Below are 15,350 nucleotides of genomic sequence, written 5' to 3'. Positions count from 1 at the left end.
TCCCTTCGGGACATTGGAGATCGCTTAGGAACTTTGGTGGATCACTTCGAGGGGAAAAGAAAACGCCGTTCCCTCGGTGGAAGGAACGGCGTTGGAAAACGGGAGGGCAGGCCGTATTAGCGGCGGATGCCGGTTTGTTGCGTAGAGCCGGAGTTCACGGGGAACGAGATGGCAGAAGGGACGGACATGGCTTTATTTGGTTCGAGGTCTTACGAGGTCGTGATCTGGAAGTGGTGCTCCCAACGGGTGACGCCAACGTAACCCCGAACTTCTGGACCCGCATTATGAAGACGGGAACCCACCTTGCGATTTTGCGAAGGTGCTAAAACCCTTATACTCCCGTGGATTTACGGTATTCCCCGGGGGTCTTGCCGGTCTGTCTGCGAAAAAGATGACTCAAGCGTTCCGCGTGCTCGAAGCCGAGCAAGTCCGCGATGTGAGCCAGCGTGTAGTCGGTTTGCGAAAGGAAGCGCTGGATGCCTTCGACCAAGGTCTGGCTCAACAACTGGCGTGGTGTCTTGCCGGTGGCAGCCTTGACGCGTTGCTCTAACAGACGGCGCGAGACGTGGCAGTCGCGTGCGAGTTCCTCGATGCTGAGAAGGCCGGGACGCTGTTGGCGAAGCAGCTCGAGGAAGCGCCGCACGACGGGGTCTTCAATTGCATCAAGTGCCGTGGATTGTCGGATCACGAGACCCTTCGGCGGCACGAGGCGTTCGAGTTTGATCTGTTTCAGCTCCTTTCCTGCCATTAGCTCCGCGAGCCATGAGGCGGCGAGGAAGCCCATGCGGATGATGTCCGGGTCGATGCTCGAAAGCGGGATGCGCGAGGTGCTGGAGAAGACGGGATCATTGTCCACGCCGAGCACGGCGAGGTCTTCGGGGACGGCGATCTGGAGTTCGATCGCGGACTGGACGGCGCGGAAGGCGACTTCATCCCAGCAGCAGAACAGTGCGCAGGGCTTTGGCAGCGACTCGATGAAGGCGAGGTCGCCCTTTTGAAGGGACTCGAAACTGCGGGCCTTACGCTCCGGGGTGAGGTGGCAGAGCGGCTTGTGGCCACGGGCGGCAAGGACTTCGGTGAAGCCGATCTCGCGTTCGCGGGAGACATTGTGATCGCTGTAGCCGAGGAAGGCGAAGTGGCGGTGGCCTTTTTCGATGAAGTGCTCGGCGGCCATCTTGCCGACGGCGCGGTGATCGCTGTCGACGATGAGGTGCTCGCCGGCGGGGTCTAACAAGGTGCTCTGAAGGTCGAAGACCGGCATGCCCAGTTTCCGAAGGGCGCGCGAATGCCGCTGGTCCGGGCTGGTGGTGATGACGCCATCGCCCTTGAAGTCGGCGAGCCAATCGGGTTCGGCCGCGGTTTTGCCGCGGTATTCGAAGTGGATCTGCCAGTCGTGGAGGCGGCCGAAACGGGCGATGCCCCGAATCAGATTTCGCCCGTACTGGGTGGAGGTTTCAACGATGACCGCGACGTGTCGCACGAGGGTATGGGTAAGCCGGAGGTGGGTCGCTGACTAGGATTATCAAGGTCAGTGGCCAATCCACAGGCGCATGGCGTCGTACATCCACTGGGGCTGCTTGTAGGCGTCGTACATGTTTGTCCCGAAGTAGTAGGCGATCACGTGGAAGAAGAGGGGGCCGGCGAAGAGGAGGGAGTCTAGGCGATCGAGGACGCCGCCGTGGCCGGGGATGCCGCGGCCCCAGTCCTTTGCGCCGAGGGAGCGCTTCACGGCTGACATGACCAGCCCGCCGAAGAAGCCGGCGGCGACGAGCATGGCGGACATGCCTGCTGCGACTGCGGGGGTGAAGGGAGTGGCCCACCAGAGTGAGGTGCCAATGAGGGTGGCTGCGGCACCGCCGTAGAGGAGGCCTTCGCGGGTTTTCGAGGGGCTGACTTTCGGGGCGACCTTGGTTTTGCCGAAGAGCTTGCCGAAGACGTACTGCATCACATCGCTGATCTGGGTGACGAGCACGACGAAGAACAGCAGCTTGGCATTCTGGCCCTCGTAGCCCGGGATGGGCAAGTAGAGCAGCATCGGCAGGTAGCTGAGGAAGTAGATGCAGGTCATGACACCCCACTGGATGCGAGCGGAGCGTTCCAAGAAGCGCTCGGTGTCGCCTGCCAGCGCGCTGCGGATCGGGATGAAGGCGAAGGAATAAACAGGTATCCAGATCAGGAACATCCCGTACCAAGGAGCTGCGGCGAAGAGGAAGTGCAGGGGAAGGATGAGGAAGAAGACCCAGGTCAGCGTGCGATGGTCGCCGCGCGGGGTGGGGGAGAGGGTGATGAATTCGCGCAGCGCTAAGAAGGACAGCAGCGCGTAGAAGCCGAAGACTCCGGTGCGGCCGAGGGCGAGGGAGGAGCAGAAGACGAGCATCATCCACCACCACGCGTTGACGCGCTGGCGGAGGTTCACGAGTGTGGGAGTCTCGCCGGATTTGCCGATGAGGATCTTGGTGACGAGGGTGGCGATGAGCAGGATGCCCACGACGCCTCCAACGAGGTAGAGGAGTTCAGGATCCTTCATCGGGAGGAGAGGGGATGAGGTGGCCGTGGGAGAGGTGCATCACTGCGTCACGGGCGCGTTCGAGGAAGTCGTGTTTGCTTTCGCCTTCGACGGGGCCGGGCAGGGGATCTCCGAACATGGCCTGGCCCATGAGAGGGAGAGGCAGTGCTTCACCCTTTGGCAGGATGCGGCTGAGGTTTTCGAGGAAGACGGGGATGAGCAGGGTCTCGGGGCGCTTGGTGGCGAGGTGGTGGAGGCCGGGCTTGAAGGGGCCGACTTCGCCAGTGTCACTGCGCGTGCCTTCGGGGAAGACGATGAGGTCGGCTCTGGCATCAATGGCTTCTAACATTTTTCCGAGCGGGTCTTCGGAGCGCATCCGCGCGAGGTCGCGGGGGATGAGGACGGCCTTGAAGATGTGGGTGGAGAGCCAGCGGCGGAGCGGGGTCTTTTCCCAATATTCGGCAGCGGCGACGGGGCGGGTCCAGGCGCGTTGGCGTCCGGGAAGGGCGGCCCAGATGACGACGAAGTCGAGGTGCGAGGAATGGTTCGCGAAGTAGATGCGGCGCTTGCCGTCTTCGGGGATGTCGCCGAGCAGGCGGACGCCGGTGGCGAGGCGGACGAGGAAGGCTAGCGCGATGCCGGTCATGGGCGGGCCTCCTTCAGCTTTGCTGCGAGACGCGCGATGCGGCGCAAGATGGTGAGGCAAGTGCCGACAGCGATGACGACGATGGCCACCTTCATGACCGCGCCAGATTCCCTCCATAGTGCCTCGGTAGCGGTGCTCAACGCGCCGACCGTGAGGATGGCCATCCGGTGTGGCTTGGCGCAGGGGCCGCAGAAATCGTGGGCTCCGGTGAGGGCGGCGCCCATGGCGCGGACGTAGGCGGTCATCACGGCTGCCCATGCGGCGAGAGCTCCGACCCATGGCCAGCCGACGGCCCAGCCTGCACTTACTAGAAAAATCGTATCCGCGAGCCGGTCAGGGATTTCATTCCAGAGGTCGCCGGTAGCGCTTTTCTTGCCGCCTTCGATGGCGACCATGCCGTCCATGAGGTTGCAGAGGAGGCGGAGCTGGATCATGGCCGCACCTGCGACCCAGCCGACTGGCCAGGGGACCCATCCGCGGGACGCTCCGATGAAGGCGGCTCCGCCGATCAACGCGGCCACGACGCTGAAGGCGGAGATGGCATTTGGCGAAATCCCGGCGGAGGTGAGGGCCCTTGCCAGGGATCGGGCCCATTCGGTCGAGCGGGTTTTGAGGGGGCGCCGCGAGCTGTCGTCTTCCACGATGCGACTGTGCCAAGGGCGGCGGGGCCGGGCAAGTTAAGGAATCGACTCCTTGCGGAGGGGGGTATCAGCCGTTAGAAGACCCGGGATGACCGTCGGCATCGTCGCCAACACCCAGAAAAAGGGAGCCCGGAGCACCCTCGACCGCCTCATGGGTGTACTTGCCGTGCGGGGGATTTCCACGGCCCTGGAGAGGGAGACCGCGGGGCTGCTCGGCGTGCAGGGAGGCCTGGATGGCCCGGAGCTGGCGGCCTGTTCCGATGTGATCGCGGTGCTGGGTGGCGATGGCACGATGCTGAATGCCATGGCCAAGCTGGGTCCCACCGAGAAGCCGGTGGCGGGGATCAATATCGGGACGCTAGGGTTCCTGACGAGCTGCACCGACGAAGAAGTGGGGCAATTCGCGGATGCCTTGCTGTCCGGAGAATTTTCCACCAGCCGCCGGACGCTGCTGTGCGCCACGGTGCGCAGTGTGGATGGCAGCGAGAAGGAGTTCCGTGCGCTGAATGAGATCGTGCTGGCCCGAGGCCAGACCGGGCGGCTGGTGTCGCTTTCGGCTTATGTTGATGGCGACCTGCTGAATCACTATCGGGCGGACGGCTTGATCGTGGCGACGCCGACCGGGTCGACGGCTTACTCGCTATCCGCGGGTGGACCGCTGATCAGCCCGGCTGCGGCGGCTTTCGTGATCACGCCGATTTGTCCGCACACGCTGAGCCAGCGCTCGCTGATCATTGGCGATCACATGACGGTAGAGCTGGCGCCGGAGAATGCGGATGAGGCACCGATGCTGTTCACGGTGGATGGTCGTGACTGCGTCACCATTCACGCAGGTGACCGGATCGAGGTGAAGAAGGCGGAGCAGTCGCTCAACCTGCTGCGACTGCCGGGGCACTCGTTTTACGAGACGGTGCGGCAGAAGCTGAATTGGCGGGGAGGCTGATTCAGAATCTTCGCGTGACCCCGAAGGTCAAGGCCTGCACCGTGAAGTCGAGCGAGCTGTTAGAGTATTCGCCGGCGCGGTAGCCGCTGGTGGCGACCTTACGCGCGTCGCCGAACTGCACCTCATAGCTGGCGTCGAGGGACCATGGTCCCGATTTCCAGCCGAGGCCGAGCGCCAGGGTGTGCTCCGGCAAGGCGGCGTTGAGCGGAGTCACCAGGGCTGCGGGCTGCGGTGACTCGCCATAGCGCCAGCCCCCGCGGAGGACCCATGAGTCGGAAAGATCGAACTCCGCGCCGAGGGCGATGACCCAGCGGTCTTTCCAACCGACGGGCACGCGATCGGCGACGTTCGGTCCGATGGCGCCATTGATGACGGGGTTGGTCCCTTGGGAGAGGCCGACTTCGAGTTGGTCGAAGGCGGCGCTCCATTGGATCCAGTCGGCGGACATGCCGAGGCGCAGGCGGTCGGCGGCTTGCCAGGAAATGCCGAGGCCCGCGACGAGGGGCAGGGCATTGCGAGTGACGGCTTCGTAGTGATTGTAGGTGGGCGTGACGCCGGGGAGCTGCGCCGAGAAGTCGGCGACCGCCGAGCCCTCGTGTTCGAGCGTCACCTTCGGGCGGGCGTGGATTCCGACGCTCCAGCGCTTGTCGGGTCGCCATAGCATGCCGAACTCGGAGATGGCGTCCCAGCCGGAGGTGTTGAGGTCGAGGTCGACCTTCGCGCCGGCCAGCGCGGGATTGCTTTGGAAAATGAAGGGCGCGTCGAAATCGACCTCGCTGTAGAGCGCGCCGATGGTGGCACCGAAGGAGAGGTTTTCGTTCAGCGCGAAGGAGACGCCGGCATTTCCGCGCACTGCCTTGAAGCCGCTATCGTGGCCGACGAGTCCGTAGGAGATGCCTCCGATGCCACCGGGGGCATCGGGATACAGCCAGTCGGCTTCGAGTGCGGACAATGCCGCCACGGAAACGCCAAAGGTCCACGGGCTATCGCCATCGCGCCAAGCCAGGGCGAGTTCGGGGATCACGCCGCTACGATCCATGTCGTACCTCCGGCCTGACCGGGTGAACTCGCCATCGCCCGTCACACCGCGCAGGGAGAACGTCCATTCGTTTTCCCCAAGTGCCGCGAGGGAGGCGGGATTGACCTGCATGGCGGTCAAAGCGTCGGCGCGGGTCTCCGCGAATGCTCCGGCAGTGCCGGCATCGGCGGCGCCGAAACCGTGGCGCAGCACGCCGTTCCCCATGGCGAACCCGAGCGGCGCGAGGGCGAAAACGACTGCGGCACGGCGAGGCGGGAGGGGCATCGGCAGGTGGTGAATGGCAGGCTGCGTGCCGTGTGTCGAGCCGCAGCGGGAGATCCGTGTGATTTCATGCATCCGAAATGAACCGGCGCGCGTTGCCTATCAGAAGGGTCCTCGTGAAGCGGACCTGGACAACGATTCCCACCATGAAAAGTTCCCATAAAATCCTCACGCCGCTGGCTGCATTTTGCGCGCTATCGGTCGCCGGTCCGGCCTCCGGATCGAGCCACAGCGATGCCCCGCTGATCAAGCAGGACCCTCAGGCCAACCTCACCGACGTGTATGCCTTCATGGGCACGCGCTACGACAATCCCGCGGCGCAGGTGCTCAATGTCATCGTGTCGGTGCGTCCCTTTTCCGATCCGGGCGACGGCGTGATCTACGAACGCTTCGCCGACGACGCGCTCTACACCATCAACCTGACCGACCCGACCACCGGGAAAGTCACCTACAGCTTCGACTTCGAGTTCTCACCGATCACCGATGTGAAGAATGAGAACACGATCCTTTCCTACGGTCGTGGCACGGGTGTCGGGCCGATCACCACGATCGGTGATGCGAACCAGAACTTCACGCAGACCTACGATCTCACGGTCAGCGAAGTGCGCCCGCCCGGGAAGTCCGGCAAGCTGCGCGAGAACTTCGTGGCAAAGGCGCTGCCAGTCTCGCCGCCGAATGTGGGCAAGCGCACCACGCCCGCCTACAATGACGCGAATGGAAAGGCCGTGTCCGGCGCAACCACGATTGCGAACCTTGACTCGCTGACCAAGCAGGCGATCAGCCCGGTGAGCGATGGCATCGTCGCCTGGGCCGGTCCGCGCGAGGACGGCTTCTATGCCGACACGCCGGGGATCTTCGATTTCCTCGACCCGCGAATCATCAACAACAACGGCAACTCTGCCGACGGGCTCGGCCAGGACGGCGGCGGCCAGGACGGCTTCAAGGGCTTCAACGTCCTGTCCTTCGGCGTGCAGATCCCGGTCGCGCTGCTGAAGCCGGCAGCATTCGACAATCCATTTATCCCCGGAGTGCAGCAGGGAGTGGGGGTGTATGCCTCCGTCTCCCGGCATGCGACCACGACCCGCCGCACCGGCGCGCCACCGAACAGCCGGGGCGGCTGGGTCCAGGTTAACCGCTTGGGCAACCCGCTGTTCAATGAGGTGCTCGTCGCACTGAAGGACAAGGATCGCTACAACGCCACCGATCCGAAGGACGACGAGCAGTATCGCAAGTATGCCGAGAATCCCGAGGTCGCATTCCTGATCAACGCAGTGCTCTTCGCCGATCCAGAGGGCGATGGCCCGCTGGCGATCACGGGTCGCACCGATCTCGCCTCGGTCTTCCTGCCGGATGTGGTCCGTGTGGACACCACCACGGGACCGGTGCTTCTGCCGGGGCAAGCCGGGTTCAACCGCCTGAGCTTCATTGGCGGCGACGCCGGTGGCTGGCCGAACGGACGGCGGCCCGGCGATGACGTGGTGGACATCGCGCTCACGGCGGTGGCCAGCGGTCCGGCTTACACCACGATCACTGTGGTGGGAGACAATGTCGCGGCCAATGACCAGCTCTACAACCAGGTGTTTCCCTATCTCGGCACACCGCACGCGGGTTCTGCCGTGAACCAAAGAACAAAACCCTAAACCCGCGTGCTTTCCGGAACCGGTGGGGCGCTCCCTCATCCCTACCCCGGTGGAAACGGCCACCGGTTCCGGATTCAACCTCAAGCTTCTCCAGCCATGTATCGTTCCATGTTCTGTCCCATCGTTCGTATCGCCGGCACCGGACTCTTCCTGTGGGTTGGCGTCGGTTTCGCCCAGGAGGGCACGCCGGAAGCGCCTGCTCCGGCGGCGAATCCAGCGGTCACTGCTCCGGCTAGTCCGGTGAGTGCCGACGCGTGGGTGCGGCTCGGCGATCTGCAGATGCAGAGGGCCCGCAATACGGTGCAGCACGATTTTACCGCGGCATCGAATGCCTATACGAAGGCGCTGGCACTTGATCCGAACGATGGCCGTGCGCGATTGGGCATGGCATGGGTGAAGAACTCGGAACACGACTTCGCGGCTGGCAAGGAGTGGGCGGAGAAGGCGCTCGAGATCGACCCGAAATTGCAGGACGCCTACAGCCTGATGGGCGATGGCGCGATGGAACTGGGCGACTACGAGGGCGCGCTGAAGTATTTCCAGAAAGCGCTCGATCTGAGTGCGGATCTGGCCAGTTACAGCAGGGCTGCGCATTTGATGTGGCTGACCGGACAAAGCGGTCGCGCCCGCCTGATGATGCAGCGGGCGATCGATGCGGGCGGTCCGTTTCCTGAAAACACGGCGTGGTGCCGCGCCGAGCTGGCGACGATGCATTTGCAGGATGGCGCGACGCTTGCCGCGGAAAAGCAGATCGAGATCGCGCTGAAGGAAGCGCCTCGCAACCCGCGGGTGCTGGCTGCGCAAGGGCGGATCCTAGCGGCGAAGTCAGACTGGAGTGGTGCGATCGCGGCCTACCGGCAGTCGGTGGAAGTGACGCCGACGCACGACGCGCTGGCAGCACTGGCGGATTTGTATTTCGTGACCGGCGATATCGAGGCGGCGAAATCAGCGGTCGACCGGGTGATCGCGTTTCACGCGGATCATGCCCACATGCATGATGGGACCGCGCATGTGCATGGTCCGGGAAATGCGCAGCTCGCGCTGTTTCTAGCGGACCATGACCGCGCGATCGATCTCGCGCTGGTGGAAGGGGAGGCGGCGTGCAAGGCGTTCCCGAACATCGGGTCCTTCGACGCGCTGGCGTGGTGCCAATTCAAGAAGGGCAACCATGAGGCAGCCCGTGAGGCGATGCGCAAGGCGATGGCATGGCACACGCCGGATCCGCTGCTGTATTTCCACATGGGGATGATCGAGGCCGCGCTGGGTGACACGCGAGGTGCCCGGAGTGATCTCTCGCGGGCGCTGCAACTCAACCCGCGCTTTCACCCGCGGCACGCACCGGAGGCGGTGGAAAAACTGGCCTCGCTGGTGACCGTGCCAGAACCGGTCGCGCAACTGCCGGCGGCAGCTGCCGCCGAAAGCCCATGACAAACCGCGTCGAACGACTCCATGATTCCCGCAGCCCGGATGAACCAAGACACCGATTCTCCGGACCAGCTGTTGCTACGCGCAGGTTCGGGCTGCTCGGACTCGTTTTCGCGGCTCTACGATACCTGTGCGGACGCGCTTTTCGGCATCGCGCTGGGGATCACGAAGAATCACGCGGAAGCGCAGGAGATCTTGCAAGACGCCTTCGTTTCGATCTGGAAGAATGCGGGTCGTTACGACCCTTCGCTTGGTTCTGCCACCGGCTGGATGATCCACCTTACCCGCAATCTGGCGATCGACCGGCTGCGCAAGCGGCAGCGGAGCGACGATCTGCAGCGGCGTTTTTCCGAGGAGAAGGCGGTGACGGACGAGGATGCCGAGCCGCCGGAGAGCCCGCTGATCGCGGCGGAGACCGCACGGAGGGTGCGGAAGGCGCTGAGCATCCTGCCTGGCGACCAGCGGATGGCGCTGGACCTGGCTTTTTTCGAGGGTTGCACCCAGACGGAAATCGCGGAACGACTGTGCGAGCCGCTGGGGACGATCAAGAGCCGCATTCGCCGCGCCCTGGAGCGTGTGCGAACGTTATTGGGGGAGAACCCTGTCACCGACTGACCACCCATGCCCGATTCACCCGACATGACACCCCGCGACCTCGCATCGGAGTTCGCCGCGCTCACCAGCCTCGGCGCGCTCGATGGCGCCGATGCGGCGGCGATGGAGCATTGCCACGATTGTCCCTTTGGCCGCGCCGCGATGGCGATGCTGGGCTTCGATGAAACCGTCGCTGCCATGACCGCCGCCAGTCATCCGCCCGTGCCCGCTCCCGATTCCGCGAAGGAGGCCATCCTCGCGCGCATCGCCGCGGAGAAGGCGGAGGAGGTGCCGAAGGGCGGCTACTTTTTCATGGGCGAGGGTGATGGGGAGTGGACGCCGCTGCCGGGTGGCAAGGTGCGGGTGAAGGTGCTGTCGGACTTGCCCGACGCGGCGCACACGTTGGTTTTGTTAGAGGCGGATCCGGGTGGGGTGTTTTTCCCGCATGCGCACCATGGGATGGAGGAGGTTTATTTGATCAGCGGGGACCTGGAGACCGAGGGGCGGGTGATGCGGGCTGGCGATTACCTACGGGCTTCGCCGGGGACGCGGCATCACAAGGCGGTTTCGCACAGTGGCTGCCGGGCGATTCTGGTGACGGCGCGGGAGAATCATCCGCGGCGGGCGATCGGGGCGTATGGGAGGCTGGTGAGGACGTTGAAGTCGTGGAGGGGTCACTAGACCATTCCGGGCGCTGATTCTGCAGCTTTCGCCAAGATTTTGGCGGGGTGTGGGAATGGCGTTGCGGGGGACGGGGGCATCGGCTGGAGTGGCTCCATGCGCTACGAACCCATCGATCCCCAGCTCTTCGTCCGCAACCGCGACAAGCTGCGTGCCCTGCTGAAGCCGAACAGCATCGTGATCGTGCTGGCGAACGACGTGTATCCGACGAATGCGGATGGCTCGATGGCCTTCAAGCAGAACGCGGATCTCTTCTACCTCACGGGCGTGGATCAGGAGGACACGATGCTGGTGCTGATGCCGGACGCGAAGGATCCCAAGGAGCGGGAGATGCTGTTCGTGAAGGAGACGAGCGAGCTGATCGCGATCTGGGACGGGGAGAAGCTTTCGAAGGAGCAGGCGAAGGTGGCGACGGGGATCGAGCGGATTGAGTGGAGCCACAGTTTTGAGTCGTGGTTGCACCGGTTGATCCCGCAGGTGGATCACATCTACCTCGCGACGAATGAGCACCTGCGTGCCGTGACGGTGGTGGAGACGGCGAATGACCGGTTCATCAAGAAGTGCCAGAGCCGCTATCCGCTGCATCGCTATGAGCGGCTGGCGCCGCTGATGCACCGGCTGCGGATCACGAAGGATCCGGTGGAGGTGGATATCATCCAGAAGGCCTGCAAGATCACGGAGGCGGGTTTCCGTCGTTTGTTAGGCTTTGTGAAGCCGGGGGTGGGCGAGTGGGAAGTGGAGGCGGAGCTGTTGCATGAGTTTGTGCGGCGTGGCTCGCGCGGGTTTGCCTATACGCCGATCATTGGCAGCGGGGCGAATGCGTGTGTGCTGCACTACATCGAGAACGACAAGGTCTGCCAGGATGGGGACATGCTGTTGCTGGACGTAGCGGCTGAGTATGCGGGCTGGGCCTCGGATTTGACGCGGACGATTCCGGTGAATGGCCGGTTCACGGCGCGGCAGCGGGATGTTTACAACTCGGTGCTGCGGGTGTTCCGCGGGGCGAACGAGATCCTGCGGCCGGGGAATACGCCGATGGAGTATCAGAAACAGGTGATCGAGCTGATGGAGGCGGAGCTGGTGAAGCTCGGTCTGATCGGTGCGAAGGAGGCGAAGGAGCAGGGGCCGGACAAGGCGTTGGTGAAGAAGTACTTCATGCATGGTACTTCGCATCACATGGGCCTGGACGTGCACGATGTGGCGCCGCCGCATGAGCCGTTTGCGGAGGGGATGGTGTTTACCATCGAGCCGGGGATTTACATTCGTGAGGAGGGACTGGGGGTCCGGATCGAGAATGATGTGGTGATCGGGAAGAAGGGGAACTTCGATCTGATGGGGGATATTCCGATTGAGGTGGAGGAGATTGAGGAGTTGATGAATCGGAAGTGATTCCGAATGGAGCCTGTCATCAAATACCGGGAAGAACTCACGGGATTGTGGGAATTCCTAATTAGGGAAGGCTTCGTCTCGGAAGCCTTCCCGGGATTTGAAGGCGGCGATCTCGACGAGGGAGAGGATTCTCCTCCCAGAGACTCGTTCCTCAGGGGTGCCCGGTTGTTTCTGCCGAGAGGGCCGAGCGTTGCTGTCGAGAGGGGAACTCCGGAGGAGTTTATTGTGATCTATGGCGCGGAGGCCATGGATCAGTGGCCCAAAGACGATCCATTCTTTGGTTGGCCGTTTTTTCCTCTGATGGTCGATTCCGAGAGCTACACGGTTGGATTGACCGTCGATGCTGCTGATGGAGAGTTTCGGCTCCTGTGCGTGTCGAAAGATTGTCTGTATGACGATTCGATGCCGGACGACGAGGATCTGGCTTACATTAGCGAGAAGCCGGTGTGGGAGTTGCCGAAATTGGTGAGGGGCCTACTCCAGTCGCAAGGTGAGGTCGTGTTCTTCGGGAACGTCTGACGTGCGTGGCCGATCGTTGCTACGCCAAAGGACAATGGTCAGGGCAGTAAAGAGGGTGGACGGGGAGTCCTCGCCGCGTCGACGGAACGTCGACACTCCTTATCCGGTGAAGCCTTGGACGATGGGCATGCGGCGGCCCATGCCGAAGGCCTTGGAGGTGACGCGGATGCCGGGGGCGGCTTGCTGGCGCTTCCATTCGTTGAGGTCGACGCGGCGCTGGACCCAGCGGACGAGGTTTTCCTCGTAGCCGTGGGCGACGATCTCGTCGGCGGAGAGGTGGCGCTCGACGTAGAGTTCGAGGATGCCATCGAGGATGTCGTAGGGCGGGAGGGTGTCCTGGTCCTTTTGATCGGGACGGAGCTCGGCGCTGGGGGGCTTGTCGATGGTGTTCCAGGGGATGATCTCGCGGTCGCGATTGATCCAGCGGGAGAGTTCGTAGACGCGGATCTTCGGGAGGTCGGAGATGACGGCGAGGCCGCCGCACATGTCGCCGTAGATGGTGCAGTAGCCGACGGCGAGCTCGCTCTTGTTGCCGGTGGTGAGGAGGAGGTGGCCGAACTTGTTAGAGAGCGACATGAGGTAGAGGCCGCGGATGCGGGCCTGCATGTTTTCCTCGGTGACGTCTTCCTTGGTGCCCGCGAACAAGGGGGCCATGGCGGCTTTGACGGAGGCGAAGGTGTCGGCGATGGGGACAGTGGTGCAGCGGATGCCGATGGTCTCCGCGAGCGAGATGGAGTCATCGACGCTGCCGCCCGAGGAGAAGGGGCTGGGCATGGTGAGCCCGTGGACGTTTTCAGGTCCCAAGGCTTCGGCGGCGAGGACGGCGGTGAGGGCGGAATCGATACCGCCGCTGAGGCCGAGGCAGACGCTGCGGAAGCCGCACTTCTTCACGTAGTCGCGAAGGCCGAGGACGAGGGCGTCGTGAAGTTGGCCGGCGGCGACGGGCTGGGGCAGTGGGGCATCGCCGGATGGGAGAGAGTCGAGATCGACGGTGAGGGATTGCTCGGTGAAGCCGGGCATCTGGACGGCGATGCGGCCGTCCGGGGTGGCGACGAGCGAGTGGCCGTCGAAGAGGAGCTGGTCCTGGCCGCCGACGGCATTGGCGTAGATGATTGGGACGGCGGCCTCCTTCGCGACCTGTGCCATCATTTCTCGGCGGATCTCCGGCTTGCCAAGATGGAAGGGGGAGGCGGAGAGATTCAGGAGGACATCGATGCCCTGTGCGGTGAGTTCCTGGACGGGGTCGCGGTCGTAGAGCGGGCGGTGGAGGTATTCCTCGGTCCAGATGTCCTCGCAGATGGTGATGCCGAGGCGGAGGCCGTTCCAGACGATGGGCTCGCACTTCTCGCCGGGCTCGAAGTAGCGGCGCTCGTCGAAGACATCGTAGGTCGGCAGCAGGGTCTTCCAGACCTTGGCGACGATCTCGCCCCGGTGGAGGAAGGCGGCGGCATTGCGGAAGGATTTGCCCGGTTGGCCGGAGTCGTTGTGATCCACGTAGCCGACGAGCAGCGGGACCTCCTTGATCTCCCCGGCGAGGTAGTCCAGGGCCTGGAGGCACTTCGGGACGAACTGCGACTTGAAGACCAGATCGCGGGGCGGGTAGCCGGCGAGGGAGAGCTCGGGCGTGATGACCAAGTCCGCGCCTTGTTCCAAGCATTCGCGGTAGGCTTGGAGCAGCCGCTTGGCATTGCCGGGGAAGTCCCCGATGACTCCATTGATCTGCGCGATCCCAACCTTCATGTGGGGCGACTCAACGCGGGGAGGGCGGGGGAGGAAATCCCAAATCGGTACAAAAGGTGCCGAACGAGTACAAAAAGAAGGGCGCGAATCGCAAGTCCCCCCGGAATCACAATTCGCACCCTTTCTGAACCAGCGGATCCTTGGCGGGCGGCCTCGGTCGAAATCCCCCCGGATTCAGAACCGATGCTTGATGCCTTGCCGGATGGACCTGCTGGCCGGGTTGCAGCACCGAAGCGCTGTTACCTGTAAACAAAATTGCCAAATATTCCGGGTTTGGAAAGGATTAATTTAAATGAAAATTCACAAATTGTTCCCAAAATCGGACGGAGTGTTGGAAATCAGCGACTTTTTGCGGGAAATTCCAGCGTCAGGCCCTTCGGTTTCCAGTAGCGGACCAAGGCTTCCTGGGTGGCATCCGCAGTTTCGGCGGTGAGGATCTCCACGGGGCGGCGGTTCGTGGGGGCGGCGACGAGGGCGGCTTTCAGGGCTTCTGCGCGCTTGGGCCCGCCGTGGATCTGGTAGTGGGCGAGGAGGAGGGCGGTGGCGTAGGTCCGGTAGCGCTCGTCTGCCGGCAGCTTGGCGAGGTACTCGTGCCAGCCACGGCCATCGAGCCCGACCAGATCCGAGACGGGGATCAAGGGGATGCCTGGGTCATTCGGGCTGAGGCGGACCCGCAGGTGATCGCGGATGGCGGCGTCCATATTGGCGAAGGAGAAGCGTCCTCCACCGGTATGGGCGGCGGCGAAATACTCGGCGATGCCCTCGACCAGCCACTGGGGCAGGCCGTGATTCAGCCGGTGCATGCAGAGGTGGACGAGCTCGTGGACGACGAGGTCCTCGTCATTCCGCGGGCCGAGCTTCGAGCGACCGGCATCGGGAGGGCGCGTGAGGTGGCCGCCATGGATGAGGATGAGGCCCGGGTGCATATTGTAGTGGCCCGAGGAGCCCGGGACACCGCCGGCCTGCTGGTAGGTCTGGTCGGTAGAGTAAATGGCAATGCGCGGGCGCTTTTCATCCGGCGGCGCGAACAGCGGCAGGGGATAGCCTTTGACGGCGAGCGCGGTGGTGTCGGCGACTTGGGAAAGGCGGGCCAAGTCGTTCGGCGGCATGACGAGGTCGCTATCGATGTGGAAGTATCGTGTGTTCCAAGCCTTGCGGTCGCCTTCGTCCGGCTGGGCTTCGACCACGGCGGGTGCCGGGACGACATTCTGCGGCAGGGGATCGGCAGCCGCGAGGGAGGCGAGGGCGAAGAAGAGCAGGCGCATGGCAGGAGAACGTCGACGGTCCGGGGAAGTTTGCCGCGTCCGGCGCCATTTCGCAGGCGGA

Annotated in this window: 14 protein-coding genes; 7 read left to right on the top strand and 7 right to left on the bottom strand. The window is 63.6% G+C overall.

All coding sequences use genetic code 11. The features are described 5' to 3' along the window. Nucleotides 1–331: 331 nt before the first annotated feature. The 4 genes from WKV53_RS00285 to WKV53_RS00270 are packed head-to-tail and all read right to left on the bottom strand — an operon-like array spanning nt 332 to nt 3,673. Nucleotides 332–1,480: a XylR family transcriptional regulator gene (locus WKV53_RS00285; RefSeq protein WP_341402245.1), complete on the bottom strand. Its 1,149-nt coding sequence runs from the start codon at nt 1,478–1,480 to the stop codon at nt 332–334. Between the two features lie 48 nt (nt 1,481–1,528). Further along, nucleotides 1,529–2,527: a phosphatidate cytidylyltransferase gene (locus WKV53_RS00280; protein WP_341402244.1), complete on the bottom strand. Its 999-nt coding sequence runs from the start codon at nt 2,525–2,527 to the stop codon at nt 1,529–1,531. Beyond that, nucleotides 2,514–3,152, bottom strand: coding sequence for a lysophospholipid acyltransferase family protein (locus WKV53_RS00275; protein ID WP_341402242.1), 639 nt, complete (start codon nt 3,150–3,152; stop codon nt 2,514–2,516). The genes WKV53_RS00280 and WKV53_RS00275 overlap by 14 nt, the downstream gene beginning before the upstream one ends. Further along, nucleotides 3,149–3,673, bottom strand: a complete 525-nt coding sequence (locus WKV53_RS00270; protein WP_341402240.1) for a CDP-alcohol phosphatidyltransferase family protein — start codon at nt 3,671–3,673, stop codon at nt 3,149–3,151. Before WKV53_RS00270 ends, WKV53_RS00275 begins: the two co-directional genes overlap by 4 nt. Before the next feature lie 208 nt (nt 3,674–3,881). Here WKV53_RS00270 and WKV53_RS00265 point away from each other — a divergent pair, with 208 nt between their 5' ends. Beyond that, nucleotides 3,882–4,736, top strand: coding sequence for an NAD(+)/NADH kinase (locus tag WKV53_RS00265; RefSeq protein ID WP_341402239.1), 855 nt, complete (start codon nt 3,882–3,884; stop codon nt 4,734–4,736). Nucleotide 4,737: 1 nt separating this feature from the next. On the opposite strand, the gene WKV53_RS00260 is transcribed toward WKV53_RS00265, so the two are convergent. After that, on the bottom strand, nt 4,738–6,039 hold the full coding sequence (locus tag WKV53_RS00260) for an OmpP1/FadL family transporter (RefSeq protein ID WP_341402238.1): 1,302 nt from the start codon (nt 6,037–6,039) through the stop codon (nt 4,738–4,740). A gap of 143 nt (nt 6,040–6,182) precedes the next feature. Here WKV53_RS00260 and WKV53_RS00255 point away from each other — a divergent pair, with 143 nt between their 5' ends. From WKV53_RS00255 to WKV53_RS00230, 6 genes are all read left to right on the top strand, one after another. Beyond that, nucleotides 6,183–7,676: a DUF4331 domain-containing protein gene (locus WKV53_RS00255; protein ID WP_341402237.1), complete on the top strand. Its 1,494-nt coding sequence runs from the start codon at nt 6,183–6,185 to the stop codon at nt 7,674–7,676. A gap of 96 nt (nt 7,677–7,772) precedes the next feature. Continuing rightward, entirely contained in the window at nt 7,773–9,104 is a 1,332-nt protein-coding gene (locus WKV53_RS00250) for a tetratricopeptide repeat protein (RefSeq protein WP_341402236.1), read from the top strand. A 21-nt stretch (nt 9,105–9,125) separates the two neighbouring features. After that, nucleotides 9,126–9,716 carry an RNA polymerase sigma factor gene (locus WKV53_RS00245; protein WP_341402235.1) on the top strand — a complete coding sequence of 197 codons (591 nt, stop codon included), beginning with the start codon at nt 9,126–9,128 and terminating at the stop codon, nt 9,714–9,716. A 6-nt stretch (nt 9,717–9,722) separates the two neighbouring features. Beyond that, the gene (locus WKV53_RS00240; RefSeq protein WP_341402234.1) at nt 9,723–10,376 is read left to right on the top strand and encodes a cupin domain-containing protein; all 654 of its coding nucleotides are present in this window, start codon (nt 9,723–9,725) and stop codon (nt 10,374–10,376) included. 96 nt (nt 10,377–10,472) lie between these two features. Continuing rightward, complete coding sequence (locus tag WKV53_RS00235; RefSeq protein WP_341402232.1) at nt 10,473–11,765, top strand: aminopeptidase P N-terminal domain-containing protein; 1,293 nt, start codon at nt 10,473–10,475, stop codon at nt 11,763–11,765. Nucleotides 11,766–11,771: 6 nt separating this feature from the next. After that, on the top strand, nt 11,772–12,284 hold the full coding sequence (locus WKV53_RS00230) for a hypothetical protein (protein WP_341402231.1): 513 nt from the start codon (nt 11,772–11,774) through the stop codon (nt 12,282–12,284). Nucleotides 12,285–12,383: 99 nt separating this feature from the next. Here the strand turns inward: WKV53_RS00230 and WKV53_RS00225 are convergent, their stop codons facing one another. Together WKV53_RS00225 and WKV53_RS00220 are read right to left on the bottom strand one after the other, a co-directional pair. Beyond that, complete coding sequence (locus WKV53_RS00225) at nt 12,384–14,024, bottom strand: NAD+ synthase (protein ID WP_341402230.1); 1,641 nt, start codon at nt 14,022–14,024, stop codon at nt 12,384–12,386. 338 nt (nt 14,025–14,362) lie between these two features. Continuing rightward, nucleotides 14,363–15,289 carry a hypothetical protein gene (locus WKV53_RS00220; RefSeq protein ID WP_341402229.1) on the bottom strand — a complete coding sequence of 309 codons (927 nt, stop codon included), beginning with the start codon at nt 15,287–15,289 and terminating at the stop codon, nt 14,363–14,365. Nucleotides 15,290–15,350 lie beyond the last annotated feature (61 nt).

The sequence above is a fragment of the Luteolibacter sp. Y139 genome (assembly GCF_038066715.1).
Taxonomy (GTDB): domain Bacteria; phylum Verrucomicrobiota; class Verrucomicrobiia; order Verrucomicrobiales; family Akkermansiaceae; genus Haloferula; species Haloferula soli.
This window is presented reverse-complemented; position numbering and strand designations above follow the sequence as displayed.